At 70.8% G+C, this 14,305-nt stretch carries 11 protein-coding genes; 4 read left to right on the top strand and 7 right to left on the bottom strand.

Annotated elements, in window-relative coordinates; all coding sequences use genetic code 11:
• Window positions 1-8: 8 nt before the first annotated feature.
• The 3 genes from KBY95_RS11535 to KBY95_RS11520 are packed head-to-tail and all read right to left on the bottom strand — an operon-like array spanning window position 9 to window position 3,071.
• Window positions 9-998, bottom strand: coding sequence for a metal ABC transporter solute-binding protein, Zn/Mn family (locus KBY95_RS11535; RefSeq protein WP_254965143.1), 990 nt, complete (start codon window positions 996-998; stop codon window positions 9-11).
• Window positions 995-2,095: a WD40 repeat domain-containing protein gene (locus KBY95_RS16295; RefSeq protein WP_261353655.1), complete on the bottom strand. Its 1,101-nt coding sequence runs from the start codon at window positions 2,093-2,095 to the stop codon at window positions 995-997. The genes KBY95_RS11535 and KBY95_RS16295 overlap by 4 nt, the downstream gene beginning before the upstream one ends.
• 7 nt (window positions 2,096-2,102) lie before the next feature.
• A complete protein-coding gene (locus KBY95_RS11520) occupies window positions 2,103-3,071 on the bottom strand; it encodes a GTP-binding protein (RefSeq protein ID WP_254965142.1) in 969 nt (322 codons plus the stop codon).
• A 155-nt stretch (window positions 3,072-3,226) separates the two neighbouring features.
• Here KBY95_RS11520 and KBY95_RS11515 point away from each other — a divergent pair, with 155 nt between their 5' ends.
• Window positions 3,227-4,711 carry an NAD(P)/FAD-dependent oxidoreductase gene (locus tag KBY95_RS11515; protein ID WP_254965141.1) on the top strand — a complete coding sequence of 495 codons (1,485 nt, stop codon included), beginning with the start codon at window positions 3,227-3,229 and terminating at the stop codon, window positions 4,709-4,711.
• Here KBY95_RS11515 and KBY95_RS11510 read toward each other — a convergent pair.
• Window positions 4,639-5,406: a potassium channel family protein gene (locus KBY95_RS11510; protein ID WP_254965139.1), complete on the bottom strand. Its 768-nt coding sequence runs from the start codon at window positions 5,404-5,406 to the stop codon at window positions 4,639-4,641. The genes KBY95_RS11515 and KBY95_RS11510 overlap by 73 nt on opposite strands.
• A 68-nt stretch (window positions 5,407-5,474) precedes the next feature.
• On the opposite strand from KBY95_RS11510, the gene KBY95_RS11505 reads away from it, so the two are divergent.
• The 3 genes from KBY95_RS11505 to KBY95_RS11495 are packed head-to-tail and all read left to right on the top strand — an operon-like array spanning window position 5,475 to window position 7,396.
• Window positions 5,475-6,380, top strand: a complete 906-nt coding sequence (locus KBY95_RS11505; protein ID WP_254965138.1) for an SMP-30/gluconolactonase/LRE family protein — start codon at window positions 5,475-5,477, stop codon at window positions 6,378-6,380.
• Window positions 6,381-6,431: 51 nt separating this feature from the next.
• Window positions 6,432-6,818 carry a hypothetical protein gene (locus KBY95_RS11500; RefSeq protein WP_254965137.1) on the top strand — a complete coding sequence of 129 codons (387 nt, stop codon included), beginning with the start codon at window positions 6,432-6,434 and terminating at the stop codon, window positions 6,816-6,818.
• Window positions 6,819-6,874: 56 nt separating this feature from the next.
• Window positions 6,875-7,396, top strand: a complete 522-nt coding sequence (locus KBY95_RS11495) for an HdeD family acid-resistance protein (protein WP_254965136.1) — start codon at window positions 6,875-6,877, stop codon at window positions 7,394-7,396.
• A 3-nt stretch (window positions 7,397-7,399) separates the two neighbouring features.
• On the opposite strand, the gene ggt is transcribed toward KBY95_RS11495, so the two are convergent.
• From ggt to KBY95_RS11480, 3 genes are read right to left on the bottom strand one after another with little or no spacing between them, the layout of a single operon-like run.
• Window positions 7,400-9,193, bottom strand: coding sequence for a gamma-glutamyltransferase (gene ggt / locus KBY95_RS11490; RefSeq protein WP_254965135.1), 1,794 nt, complete (start codon window positions 9,191-9,193; stop codon window positions 7,400-7,402).
• The gene (locus KBY95_RS11485; RefSeq protein ID WP_254965134.1) at window positions 9,190-12,906 is read right to left on the bottom strand and encodes a hydantoinase B/oxoprolinase family protein; all 3,717 of its coding nucleotides are present in this window, start codon (window positions 12,904-12,906) and stop codon (window positions 9,190-9,192) included. The genes ggt and KBY95_RS11485 overlap by 4 nt, the downstream gene beginning before the upstream one ends.
• 5 nt (window positions 12,907-12,911) lie before the next feature.
• On the bottom strand, window positions 12,912-13,817 hold the full coding sequence (locus KBY95_RS11480; protein WP_254965133.1) for an SHOCT domain-containing protein: 906 nt from the start codon (window positions 13,815-13,817) through the stop codon (window positions 12,912-12,914).
• Window positions 13,818-14,305 lie beyond the last annotated feature (488 nt).

The raw sequence follows: 14,305 nt of genomic DNA, 5'->3' as shown, positions 1-14,305 counted from the left end.
AACGGCCATCAGCGGAACGCACTCACCAGGTCGGTGACATTGCGGCGCATCACCTCTGCGTAGGTGGCCGGGGTCAAGGAGGCCTCCTCAGTGCCGGTTTCCAGGGGGTCGAAGACGCTGATGCGGATCCCCAGATCGCCGGCCAGGGCGTTGAAGGAGCGGTTGCCTTCCTGGGGTTCGCTGAGCAGGGCCCGCAGCTGGCTGCGCTGCACCGTCTCGGCCACCCGCGCCAGATCCGCCGGGGAGGGGTTCTGCTCCGGCACATCCACCATGGACTCGGCCTTGAGGCCATAGCGCTCGGCGAAGTAGGGGGCGAAATCGTGGACCACCACGAAGGTCTTGCCCCGGAATGGCGCCAGCTGCGTCTCGAACTCGGTGTTGAGCTGGCGCAGCTCGCCGCTGAAGGCGGCGGCATTGCGGCGGTAGCCATCGGCGCAGGCCGGATCGGCCGCGATCAGGCCATCACGGATGTTGTCCACCTGCTGGGCGGCGCGCACCGGATCGAGCCAGATGTGGGGATTGATCGGGCCGTGGTCGTGGCCGTGGTCGTGGCCGTGGTCGTGATCATGGCCGTGGTCGTGGTCGTGGTCCCCACCGGGCTTGTCCGGGTTCTCCAGGGTGGCGACGCCGCGGCTGGAGTCGATCACCTGGAGAGCGGGGTTTTCGGCGCCCTTGACCAGCTTGTCGAGGAACGACTCCATGCCCAGCCCGTTCTTCACCAGCACCTTGGCGTTCCTGATGGCGGCCACATCCCCCGGCCTGGCCTGGAAGTCGTGGGGGCCGCTGGCGGCGGGGATCAGCGCCGTCACCTCGGCGCAATCGCCGGCCACGGCGCGGGTGAACAGGGTGATCGGCAGGAAAGTGGTGACCACCTTGGGGCGATCGGCGCGGCCGGCCTGGGGCGCCGGGGACTCCACCGCCGGACGGCAGCCCAACACCAGGGCGGACAGACCCGCGGCCAGGGCCAGCAGGGGACGACGGGCTCGGGACTGGTTCATGGGGCAAATCCTCCGGAACGGGGCGGTCGGGTACGAACGGATGCGGGCAGGGCGACGGGCCAGAGCCACCACTGGCCCTGCGCACCACCGGCGACCAGATGGCGGCCGTCGGGTCGCCAGCTGAGGCTGTTGAAGGGCTGGCCGTCGCCCTCGAGCAGCTGCTGCAGCCGGCCCCGGCCATCCCAGAGCGCCACCGTGCCATCGCTGGAGGCGGTGGCCAGCAGGCGGCTGCCGGGGGCAAAGGCGACCGCATGGACGCGGCCTTCATGCAGAACCAGAGGTTCCGGCTTCCAGCCTTTGGCACCGGGATCCTGCTGGCTCCAGATCACGGCGATGTCGGCGGAGGCGACAGCCAGCAGCGGCGCCAGGCGCCCCGGCTGATCACACCAGCTCAGCGCCCGTGCCTTGCCGGGGAAGCCACTGAACTGCCAGCCGCGGCCGGCCCCGCCGTCGGGCCAGAGCATCAGCGAGCCGTCCAGCTGACCGCTGGCCAGCAGGTTGCCCTGGCCGGACCAGCCCAGGGCCAGCCCCGCCGAAGCGGTGGCGCAGCGCTGGGGCGGCTGGCCAGGGTCGTCCGGAGACCAGAGCAGCACCGCACCATGGCAGGACGCCGCCAGCCGCCGGCCATCACGGCTCCAGGCCAGGGCCAGCACCGTGCCCTCCAGCTCCTGGCTTTCCACCCGCAGCGTCCGGCTGGCGCCATCCCACAGCCGCACCTGTTTGCCGGCCCCCACCGCCAGCAGGCAGCCCTGGGGCTGCCAGGCCGCCGCATCCAGCCAGTGGCCCCCCAGGGGCAAGGGATCGAAGGCGATCGGGCGCACGCCTGAGCCCCCCAGCTCCCACAGCAGCAGCTCCCCGCCCTGGCCCGCCGCCATCAGAAAGCGGTCGTCGGCGCTGAAGCCCACCACATTGAGGCTGCTGTCCCGCTCACCGCGCAGCAGCTCCTCGCAGCCGGCGCGGAAATCGATCAGCAGCAGCTCACCGCCAGCCGTCGCCATGGCCAGCAGCTCGCCATCGGCCGACCAGGCCTGGGCGGTGATGGCGTTGCTGCAGGCACCGCCCAGGCGTTCCTGCACCAGGGTCTGGGGGGGAGCCATGGCGCGCTCAGGCCACACAGGCCTCGAAGCCGGCCCGCAGGGCGGCCTCATCGAGATCGCGGCCAATGATGACGAACTGGGTGCTGGGGGTTTCGCCGTCGCGCCAGGGGCGATCCATGGCGCTGTCCACCAACATGTGCACCGACTGCAGGACGTAGCGGTTGGTTTCTCCCGCGAACTGAATGATGCCTTTCATCCGAAACAGATCCGGGCCCCGTTCCGTCACCAACCGATCGATCCATAGCCCCAATTTCTTGTAACTCATCGGACGCTCTTCGATGAAGGCCACCGCGCCGATGGCCCCGTCGTGTTCGTGGTCGTGGTCGGAGGTCAGAAACTCCGGATCGATCGCCAGGGCCCGCTCCAGGCTGAAGGCTTCCACGCCAAGGATCTGATCCATGGCCGCATCGGCCTGGCAGGTGGGAATCACCCGGGCCAATGGATTCAGAGCCCGGGTCCGCTGCTGGATGGCCAGGCAGGCCTCAACATCGACCAGATCGATCTTGTTGAGCAGCAGCACATCGGCGAAGGCGAGCTGCTCCTGGACCTCCTCGCTGTCCCAGTGCTGCTCGACATGCTTGAGATCAACCAGGGTGACCACGGCGTCGAGCTTGAGCTGATCGCGCAGGTCCTCATCAACGAAGAAGGTCTGAATCACCGGGGCGGGATCGGCCAGGCCGGTGGTTTCGATCACCAGGTGGTCGAAACGGTCGCGGCGCTTCATCAGGTTGCCGATGATGCGGATGAGATCACCACGGACAGTGCAACAGATGCAGCCATTGTTCATCTCGAAGATCTCCTCATCGGCCTCGATCACCAGCTGGTTGTCGATGCCCACATCACCGAACTCGTTGACGATCACGGCCACCTTCATGCCGTGCTCGTGGGTGAGGATCCGGTTCAGCAGCGTGGTCTTGCCGGAGCCGAGGTAGCCGGTCAGGACGGTGACAGGCAAGCGATCCCGAGGGGAGGCCATGGGGGCAGTGTCCCGACAGCGCCGGGCCAGGTATGGGAATCATTATCAAACTAGCAGTCTCGGGATGGGCGTCCGCGCTTCAACGCAAACCGCGTCCTTCACTACCGCCCCGGAAGGGCGGGCTGCCTACGGTCGGGTTCTGAGGATGGCGGACGATGGCCCCTGAACGCTTTTTCCTCCAGCTGGATCCGCCCCTGGAGGCCATGCGCGACTGGCCCCACGTGGTGATCGTGGGCGGTGGCTTCGCCGGGCTCAAGGCCTGCAACGCCCTGGCCGGAAAGCCGGTGCGCGTCACCCTGATCGACAAGCGCAACTTCAACCTCTTCCAGCCCCTGCTGTACCAGGTGGCCTCCGGTCTGGTGTCGGAGGCCGACGTGGCCTCGCCCCTGCGCCAGATGGTGGGGGAGGCCGCCAACATCCAGATCCTGCTGGGCGAGGTGGTCGACATCGACACCGAGGCCAGGGAGGTGGTGTTCAACGACCACCGCTACGCCTACGACCACCTGATCCTGGCCAGCGGTTCGGGCAGCACCTACTTCGGCCATGAGGAATGGCGCCCCCTGGCGCCGCCGATGAAGATCCTGGAGCACGCCGATGAGATCCGCCGCCGGCTGCTGATGGCCCTCGAAGAAGCCGAGCAGACCCTCGACCCCCAGCGGCGCCGCTTCCTGCAATCGGTGGTGGTGGTGGGAGCAGGGCCGGCGGGCTGCGAACTGGCCGGCTCCCTGATCGAGCTGATGCATCGCGCCGTGGACCGGGACTTCAAGCAGCTCGAACGCGCCCAGTGCCGGGTGATCCTGCTGGATGCGGTGGACCGGGTGCTGCCGGCGATGGCCGCCAACCTGTCCAAGGACGCGGCGGACTACCTGGAGCGGGCTGGCGTCGAACTGCGCCTGAACACGATGGTGGCCTCGATCGAGCCCGGTCGGGTGATCCTCAAGCGCCCCTCGAACGCCGCCGCTGGCGAGGCGGACGCCGGCGCCGATGGAATCGGCGAGCTGGAGGCCGCCACGATCTGCTGGACCGCCGGCGTGCGCGCCTCCCGCCTCGGCCGGCTGCTGGCGGAACGCACCGGCGCCCCCGTGGATCGGGGCGGCCGGCTGCAGGTGGAGGCCGACTTCTCGTTGCCGGGTCATCCGGAGATCCGGGCGGTGGGCGACCTCTGCCACTACGCCCACACCAATGACGGCACGGTGCTGCCGGGCATGGCGGGCCCAGCCGTGCAGATGGGCGCCTGGGTGGCGCGGGACATCCTGGCGGGGCTCGAGGGGCGCCGCAGCGACCCCTTCCGCTGGTTCGATCTCGGCAGCATGGCCGTGATCGGCCCCTGGTACGCGGTGGCCGATCTGCGCGGGCTGCATGTGAGCGGGCTGGCGGGCTGGGTGCTCTGGGCCCTGGCCCACCTCGCCTTCATCCCCGACACGGAAAACCGCATCGCCCTGTTCAGCAAATGGATGTGGCAGATCGCCACCCGCCAGCGCACGGCGCTGCTGATCACCGGCCGGCCCGACCAGCACATCGGCGTCGATGTGGGCCTGGAGCGGGCCGTGCCGCCGGATCGCGTGACTCAGTCGCCGGGGGCGCTCCCCTCCGAACCCTTGAACCGGTTAATCAGCACCCCCAGGATCACAGCGATGTAGAGCGGCCCGGTGATCCCCAGCACCACACTGGCCATCCGCGCCGGGGGCCGGGCCGGGGTGATATCGCCATAGCCGGTGGTGGTGAGACTGACGAAGGCGAAGTAATTGATGCGGGCGAAGTCCAGCTCCCATCGGCTTCTGACAGCCACCCCCGCATCGGAGCGAACGATGGCGGCCTGGCCATCGGCGGTGTTGGCCAGGAAGCTGCCGGGCTCGATCGTCTCCAGCACGCTCAGCACCAGGCCACCACTGAGGCCGAGCAGCAGGTAACCGGCCACCGCACCGCTCACCACCGCCTGGGTGGCCCGGGGTTCACGGCCGAGGACCCGCACCAGCCGCAGCAGGCTCCAGCCGATGAACAGTGTGGTGATCAGCAGCAGGGGCACTCCCGACAGGCGCTGCCCCTCGGGTGTCAGCAACCAGAACAGCTGGGAGAGAAGGTTGGCGCAGCCCAGCGCCAGGAACAGCCGATCACTCCAGGTGCGTCCGAGCCGGCCGGCGAGGAAGCCGCTCAGCTCCACGGTGGTGAGCGCCGTGATCAGGAAGTAGCCCGCAGCCCCTGCCAGGCGCAGCGTGCGGGGAAACGCCAGGCTCAGCATCACCAGCAGACACAGAACCAGCAGGCGGCGGTAGAAACGATGCCGCCGTCGCGCCAGAGCTTCCGGCGTGACCGGCGCTGCCAGGGGTCGGATCACGGACGCGGTGGACTCAGAAACGACAAGGTAGGCCGAGACTCGGCTGTGACCCGCTGCAGACTTGTCCGATGACCTGCACCGTCAGCCACGATCCGCGCTTCGACGCCCTGGTGTTGTTCAACGCCGAGCTGGAGACACTCGCCGGCGGCATGCGCTGGTGCGAAGGACCGGTGTGGCTGGCTGACCACCGCTGCCTGCTCTTCAACGACATCCCCAACGACCGCACCCTGCGCTGGAGCGAGGAGGGCGGGCTGACGCTGTTCCGTACCGGCACCGACTTCAGCAACGGTCAGTGCCGGGACCTTCTGGGCCGGCTGATCACCTGCCATCACCGCTCCCGCAGCCTCACCAGGCAGGAGATCGACGGGCGTCTCACCACCCTGGTGAGCCACTTTGACGGCAAGCGACTCAACTCCCCCAACGACGTGGTGGTGCACTCGGACGGAACCCTCTGGTTCACCGATCCCCTCTATGGCATCGCCAACGACTACACAGGGGGCCGACAGGCATCCGAGCAGCCGGCCGCTGTGTACCGCTTCGATCCCGTCAGCGGCGCGCTGCGGCGGGTGGTAAGCGACGTGGGCGGCCCCAACGGTCTGGCCTTCTCCCCCGACGAGCGCAGGCTCTACCTGGTGGAGAGTGGGGCTGCGGGGGATCCGTCGCCGCAGCGGCACATCCGGCTGTACGACGTGGCGGCCGACTGCTGCAGCCTCAGCGGTGGCCGTGTGTTCCACACGATCGAGCCCGGCTGGGCCGACGGTCTGCGGGTCGATGAACACGGCAACGTCTGGAGCAGCGCCGGCGACGGCGTCCACTGCCTCGCCCCCGACGGCACCCTGCTGGGCAGGGTGCTGGTGCCGGAGCGGGTGGCCAATCTCTGCTTCGGGGGGCCCTTCCGCAACCGGCTGTTCATCTGCGCCACATCATCCCTGTACTCCCTTTTCCTCAACACCCGCGGAGCCCAGCAGCCTTGAGACGCGGATTCGGATACCACCGTGATACTGGAGACATCCGCAAGGACTCCGATGGCCTTCCGCTTCCGACCCGCGACCCGCCTGCTGCCCGCTGCCGCGGGACTGCTGCTGGCGATGGCCCCCCTGGCCCCGGCCCTGTCCCAGGGAGTCCCCTTCAACGAGATCCGGGCCCTCAACCTGGCCCGCAACGCGGCCGTGCTCAGCAACGGCGGGCTGACGGTGTACACCCCGGCCAACTGCATGTTCACCACCTCGGCGGCCACCAACCCCTGCCTGGTGCGCAGCGACGCTGACGGCTTCGTCTACCGCTTCCTCGGAGGCCCCCCCGGCTGGGAAGCCAAGGGGCTCCCCGCCACCACGGAAACCGAGATCAAGATCGCCCCGGACGGCCGCCGGGTGGTGGCGATCCTCTACAACGGCCCGCCGCGCACCAGCTGAGCATGGCGGTCGGCCCGGGGAAAGCGGCCTAACCTCCCACCAGCCTCCCCAAGCCCTTGTCCGTCCCCGCTTCTCCCACCCTGCGCTGGGTCACCGCCGGTCTGCTGCTGGTGGCGGCCGTCCTCTGCCTGGCGCTTCCCTTCGTGTCGGCCACCCTGCTGACCATCGCCCTGGGCGGGGTGGCAGCGGCGGCGGGCGTCTCCCAGCTGCTGCGGCTCACCTCGGCCGATGACACCCGCAGCAAGGTGTTCCGGGCCATCTCCGGGGTGCTCTACGTGGTCGGCGGCATCGGCCTGGTGGCCTTCCCGGTGGCCAGCACCGTGAGCCTGACCCTGTTCATCGGCGTCCTGCTGGCCGTCGAGGGGGTGATGGAGCTGGCGGGCGCCGCCGCCGGCGCCGGGCCGGCCCGGGGCCTGGTGCTGCTCGATGGCATCGTCACCGTGGTGCTGGGGGGGATGCTGATCGCCGAGTGGCCCTCCGACAGCCTCTGGGCCATCGGCACCCTGTTCGGCTTCGGACTGGCCTTCTCCGCCTTCAACCTGATCACCGCCCCAACCGCGCCCGCGCCCGAGGGCTGAGGTTCATTCGGCCACGGCCGGGCCTTCGGCCCGGCGGGGGTCCACCGCGCCCAGGCTGCCGCCCGCCGCCAGCACCTCGACGCTGTTGGCCGCGCCCATGGCCGGGGCCTGGCGGACGCTGTGGCCCATGGCCTCCAGCAGGCGGCGGCTGTCGGGGCTGAGCCCCTCCTCCGCATCGATCCGATCGGGCCACAGCTGGCTGTGGATCCGGGGCGCGGCGACGGCGCCCGCCAGGTTGAGGCCATGCACCATCCGGTTGAGCAGCACCTGGAGCACGGTGGTGATGATGCGGCTGCCGCCGGGGCTGCCGGTGGCGATCCAGGGGCGGCCATCGGGGCGGAACACCAGGGTGGGGGCCATCGAGCTGAGCGGCCGCCGGCCGGGGGCGATGGCGTTGGCCGCCCCCTGGCGCAGCCCGAAGGCGTTGGCGCTGCCCGGGAGGGCGGTGAAATCGTCCATCTCGTTGTTGAGCAGGAAGCCCATCCCCGGCACGCTGATGCCGTTGCCGTAGGGGAAGTTGAGGGTGGTGGTGAGGGCCGCCAGGCCGCCCTGCCGATCGGCCACCGAGAGGTGGGTGGTGTTGGTGCCTTCGCGGGCGGCGGCCGCCTCCAGCGCCGGGGCCGGGATGTGGCGGCGGGGATCGAGGCGGCGGCGCAGGGCGTCGAGATGGGCGGCCGACAGCAGCCGCTCCACCGGCACCGGCACCTGGTCGGGGTCGCCCAGCAGGGCGTTGCGGTCGCGGTAGGCCAGGTTCATGGCCTCCGCCATGGGATGCAGGCTGGCGGCGGCATTCAGGCCGCTGCCGGCCAGGTCGAAGGGCTCGAGGATCCCCAGCAGCTGCAGCAGGGTCAGCCCGCCCCCGGGTGGCGGCATCGAGAGCACCGGATGGCCGCGGAACTCCCGCCGCAGCGGCCGCACCAGCCGGGCGCGGTAGGCGCGCAGGTCGTTGTGGCTGATCAGGCCGCCGCCGCGCGCCATGGCCGCCACCAGGGCATTCGCCACTGGCCCCCGATAGAAGCCGTTCTCCCCTTCGGCGGCGATGCGCCGCAGGGTGGCCGCCAGCTCGCTCTGGCGCAGCCGCGTGCCCGGCAGCGGGGGCGGGAGGAACTGGCGGCGGGAGACAGGATCGGCCTGCAGCCGCGGGGCGGCGGCGGCGAGCGAATCGCTGAGCTCCTTGCTCACCGGAAAGCCGTCCGCCGCCAGGCGGATCGCCGGCGCCATCACCTGGGGCAGCGGCAGGCGGCCGTAGCAGCGCTGGGCCAGGGCCAGGCCGGCGACGCTGCCGGGCACGGCGGTGCTGAGCAGGCTGCGGGTGGCCCGGGCCCGGTCGACCTGGCCATCGGGGCCCAGGAACAGGGTGGCCGTGGCCGCCGCCGGGGCCGTTTCGCGGAAGTTCACCGCCACCGCCGTGCCGCCGCCGATGGCCAGCTCGGGGGCCGCTCCGGCCAGGCAGCCCCGCTGGCGAGCCGGCGAGGGGCCCGGCAGCCAGAGCAGCAGAAACCCGCCGCCGCCCAGGTTGCCGGCCTGGGGCAGGGTGACCGCCAGGGCGAAGGCGGTGGCCACCGCCCCGTCCACCGCGTTGCCCCCCTGGCGCAGGATCGCCGCCCCCGCCGCCGAGGCCAGCGGCTCCTGGGCCGCCACCAGCCCCCGGGCCGACCACTGGGGCCGGAAGCGCTGCTCACCCTCCAGCAGCACGTTGCTTTCCGATGCGGCGAGCACCGCAGGCGCCTGGGCCTGGGCCCCCGGCACGGCCAGCGTCCCCGCCAGCAGCAGCAGCGGCAGCAGTACCGCCTTCACAGCGGCGCTCCGTAGCCGCCGCCGCCGGGGGTAGCGATCTCCAGCAGATCACCGGGCTGGACGCTCACCTGGGCGCAACCGCCCAGCTCCTCGAAGGAACCATCGGCCCGCTCCAGCCGGTTGCGCCCCACGGCGCCGGCACCGCCCCCGGCCAGGCCGAAGGGCGGCACCCGCCGGGACCCGGAGAGGATCGAGGCGGTCATCGGCGCCAGGAAGCGAATCCGCCGCACCACCCCCTCCCCGCCCCTCCAGCGGCCGGCACCGCCGCTGCCGCGGCGGATGGCGAAGCGCTCCAGGCGCACCGGGAAACGGTCCTCGAGGATCTCCGGATCGGTGAGGCGCGAGTTGGTCATGTGGCTCTGCACCGCGCTGGCTCCGGCGAAACCACTTCCATCCGCCCGCACCCCGGCGCCGGTGCCGCCGCAGATCGTCTCGTAATACTGGCAGCGGGCATCGCCGAAGCTGAGGTTGTTCATCGTGCCCTGGGCCGCCGCCATCACCCCCAGCGCCCCGAACAGGGCGTTGGTGACCGCCTGGGAGGTTTCGACGTTGCCGGCCACCACCGCCGCCGGCGGCAGCGGGTGCAGCAGGCACCCCTCGGGCACCACCAGATCGATCGGCGCGAAGCAGCCGGCGTTGAGCGGGATGGAGCGGCCCACCAGGCAGCGGAACACGTAGAGCACCGCTGCCTTGGTGATCGCCAGCGGGGCGTTGAAGTTGCCCTGCTGCTGGGGGGAGGTGCCGCTGAAATCGATGCGGGCGCGGCGGGCGGCCCGGTCGATGCGCACGGCCACGACGATACGGCTGCCGTTGTCGAGCTCCAGCGTGTGCTCGCCACCGGTGAGGCCGGCGATCGCCTCGGCCACCGCCGCCTCGGCGTTGGCCAGCACGTGGCCCATGTAGGCGCGCACCTCGCCGGTGCCGTCGCGGGCCAGCAGCCGCTGCAGTTCGTCCACCCCCAGCTGGTTGGCGGCCGCCTGGGCCTGGAGGTCGGCCAGGAGCTGGTCGGGGTTGCGCACCGGATGGGGACCGGCGGCCAGGCGCTGACGCCAGGCCGGCGCATCGAACTGGCCCTGGCGCAGCAACGGCACGTGGCGCAGCAGCAGCCCCTCCTCCGCGATATGGCGGCTGAAGGGGGGCATCGAGCCCGGGGTGAGACCGCCCACGTCGGCGTGGTGCCCGCGGCAGGCCACGAACAGCAGCGGCGCCGCCCCGCCCTCGGGGGCGAACACCGGCGTGATCACGGTGATGTCGGGCAGGTGGGTGCCGCCGTCGAAGGGGTCGTTGGCGGCGTAGGCATCGCCCGGCGCCAGCGGCGGCAGGGTGCCGGCGGCCACGGCGGCCAGCAGGCTGGCGACGCTGTCCCCCATCGAGCCGAGGTGCACAGGGATGTGGGGGGCATTGGCCACCAGCCGGCCCGCCCCGTCGAACAGGGCGCAGGAGAAGTCGAGCCGCTCGCGGATGTTCACCGAGCGGCTGCACTGGCGCAGCCGCTCCCCCATCTGCTCGGCGATGGCACTGAAGCGGTGGTTGTACAGCTCCAGCCGCACCGGATCCACCGCCTGGTCGCTGCTGCTGGCCAGCGCCGCACCAGCGGGCGGCGCCTGCCGCTCCAGCAGCAGCTCGCCCCCCGCCAGCACCCGGCCGCCCCAGCCCGGCTCCAGCACGGTGGTGCCCGTGGTCTCCACCACCAGGGCCGGCCCGGCGATCCGCTGGCCCGCCACCAGCTGCTGCCGGCGCCAGAGGGGCACCTGCCGCCAGTGCATCCCGGCACCGTGCGCCTCGCCCAGGCAGAGCGGCACCGTTTCGGCGGGCTCGGCCGGCAGCGGCATTTCGGGGGCCTCCGCCAACGCCGTTGGCGCGGCCACCTCGGGCGGCGGGGCGCCCACCTCCACCTGGAGCCGCTCCAGCACCAGCGGCTCGCCGGGGACCGCAAAGCCGAAGCGCTGCCGGTGGCGGGCTTCGAAACCGGCGCGCAGCTCGGCCAGCAGGCCGTCCGCAGCAATGGCGGGCCGGGGCAGCTCCAGCCCCTGGTCGCTGCCCTGGTAGCGCAGCTCCAGGCGGGCCTGCCAGCGCGGCTCCTGGTCGGGCGCCAGATCACCGGAGCCGCGCAGGGCGGCGGTGGCTTCGTCCACCACCGCCTCGATCTCCAGCTCCAGGCGAGGCCCCAGGGCCTCATCGAGGGGCTGGCGCAGGGTGCGCTCCCGCAGCAGGGACGGGCGGGCCAGGCCGATGCCGTAGGCCGAGAGCACCCCGGCCAGGGGGTGGAGCAGCACCCGGGTGATCCCCAGGGCGTCCGCCAGGGGGCAGGTCAGCTGGCCGCCGGCGCTGCCGAAGGTGACGAGCACGGCGCCGCGCAGGTCGTGGCCCCGCTGGATCGAGATGCGCCGGATCGCCTCGGCCATGCGCTCGATGGCGATCGTCAGCGCCCCCTGGGCCGCCGCCTCCGGCCCGCCCGCCCCCAGCTCTCGGGCCAGGGTCTCGAAGCGCTGGATCACCACCTCCCGATCGGCCGGCTGGTCGCCGCCGGGGCCGAACAGCCGCGGCAGCGCGCTCACCGGCAGCCGGCCCAGCAGCAGGTTGGCGTCGGTGATCGCCAGGGGACCACCGCGGCCGTAGCAGGCGGGGCCGGGGTTGGCGCCGGCGGACCGGGGACCCACCTGCAGGCGACCGTCCTGCACGTGCAGCACCGAGCCACCGCCGGCCGCCACGGTGTGGATCGGCAGCATCGGTGCCAGCAGCCTCAGACCATCGATCTCGGTGTCGTTGCTGCGTTCCCAGGCGGCCTCACCGCGGCTGCCATCGAAGTGGAAGACATCGGTGGAGGTGCCGCCCATGTCGAAGCCGAGGATCGGATCGGTGCCGAAGCCGGCGGCCGCCGCCACCGCCACGGCCGCCACCATGCCGCCGGCGGGGCCGGAGAGGATCGTGTCCTTGGCCTGCAGCAGGGCGGGGGCGCGCAGGGCTCCAGCGGAAGTCATCACCCGCAGCGGGATGTCCGCCCCGATGGCGGCGCGTACCTGATCGAGATAGGCGCCCAGCACCGGGGCCAGGGCCGCCTCCAGCACGGTGGTGTCGAGACGGGGCACCAACCGGGGCTGGCGGCTGAGCTGGTGGGAGAGCAGCACAGGGGCGAAGCCCTTTGCCTGCAGCCAGCGGCCCAGGGCCTGCTCATGGAGCGGATAGCGGCCGGCATGCAGCAGGGCCACGGCGACGCTGCGGTAGCCATCCGCCCGGGCCTGCTCCAGAGCCTGCTCCAGGGCGTCATCGAGCTGCAGGGGCTCCAGTTCCGCGCCATCCGCCGCCAGCCGGCCGCCCACTTCGATCAGCCGCAGGGGCAGGGGAACGGGCCGCCGGATTTCCAGGGCGAAGAGATCGGGGCGGTGCTGGTCACCGATGCGCTGCAGGTCGGCGAAGCCACGATTCACCAGCAGCAGCACCGGTGCCCCCTGACGCTCCAGCAGGGCGTTGGTGGCCACGGTGGTGCCCAGACGCACCTCCGCAACGAGGCCGGGGGGGATGGGTTGGTCAGGCGCCAGGGCGAGCAGCTCGCGCAGGGCGGCGACGGCGGGATCCTGCGGGGGTGCACCGTTTGGCAGGCGCGGTGGATCGGAGAGTCGTTTTCGCACCAGAAGTTCACCGCTGGGGGCACGGGCCACCACGTCGGTGAAGGTGCCTCCGCGGTCGATCCAGAAGCGCCAGCCGTTCGCCACGGGCGTCAGAGACGGCTGAGTAACTCGGCCTTCTTGGCGGCGAATTCCTCCTCGGTAAGGATGCCCTTCTGCTGCAGCGCCGCTAGACGCTCCAGGGTGGCGAACACGTCGGTGGCCGGCTCGCCAACCGTGGGTTCGGGCTTGGCGGCAACGGCTGCCGGTGGTGTTGCTGTGGCGGGGGGCGAAGACTGCGGAGGTGCCACCACGGCGGCCAGGTGCGCCAGGCTGATGCTGCCGTCGGCGGTGCTGAACACCAGACCGCCTCCAGCGGACTGCTGCTGGGAGGAGATGCCGGCGATGCGATGGCCGCTGGTGTCGTAGACAATCACCTGTCCGTTGACTTCCACCGCCAGTCGCCCGGCCGCGGGGAAGTAGGCGTAGCGCACCTCGTTCTGGGCGCCGCTGGAGCTGGGGGTTCCCAGCTCGGGGGGCCACCAGTTGTCGAGGGGATCCGGGGTGAACAGCGGACCGGAGCCGAAACCCATCGGCGGCATCGGGGCCATAGGCGCCATGCCACTACTCACCTGCATCTGCTGACCGCCACCGCTGCTGGCCTGTTGCTGCAAACCGGGAGCCCCCACCAACACCTGCTGGGCGCCGCCGCTCTGGCTCTGCGACTGAAAGCTTCCGCGCGGAAACAGCTCGGGCTGGCTGGCGATCACCGCGGCGAGCTCGCGGCAGAGGCCATCGACGCGGGCCTTGAGCCCATGGTTGAACATGTCGCCCAGCATCATCATGCCGCCGTTCATCCACTGGCCGGAGCCGGCAAATTCCGGGTGGTTGAACTGGGCCATGCCGCCACGGCCCTTGAGCATCGCAAAGGTCATGTGCAACACGGCGTCCTGGCTGAAGCCATAACGCTGAGCCAGGTCGTTGACGACCTCAAAACCTTGGGCCGTTAGTTGTTCCATGGCGATGTCCTGGCAGAGCCAAGCCCGGCGAAAAGCCGGACATATTGTGTAAAGGCGATGGCCAAAGCTACCACTTATGCCTGGCCCTTATCTGAAGTCTTGGAGGCTGTGGGGATGACGCTGTTGGTGGTCCGGCTCCCGATCGGCCTGGCTCTCCTGCAGCAAGCTGGTCGTGGCCTCTCGGCACTGACGTGGCCATCCGGTAGAGATAGCTACAACCAAATTCTTGGAGAACGGGGACGTACCTTCTGGTGACATGCCACTAAACTAGCGGTCCAGCCCATGAAGAGCCATGAGTGCTTTTGCATCGTTTAGAAGTAAGCAGTCATGACATCATTCATTATTCACACGAGGCATGGTGGCGCTGATACCATAGGTGAAGGGCGGCAACTTGAAGAGTAGGACGGCTGCTATTGATCAGCGAGTCTATTTTTGGCTTCCTCTGGTGTGCCGTCGGTGTGGCCAATTCCAATACTGATCTCAACCTT

Origin of the sequence: Cyanobium sp. Aljojuca 7A6 (assembly GCF_024346455.1) — a bacterium.
In the GTDB taxonomy this organism is placed as follows: domain Bacteria; phylum Cyanobacteriota; class Cyanobacteriia; order PCC-6307; family Cyanobiaceae; genus Cyanobium.
Note: the sequence above shows the minus strand (reverse complement) of the source record. Positions and strands in the feature narration are given on the sequence as shown.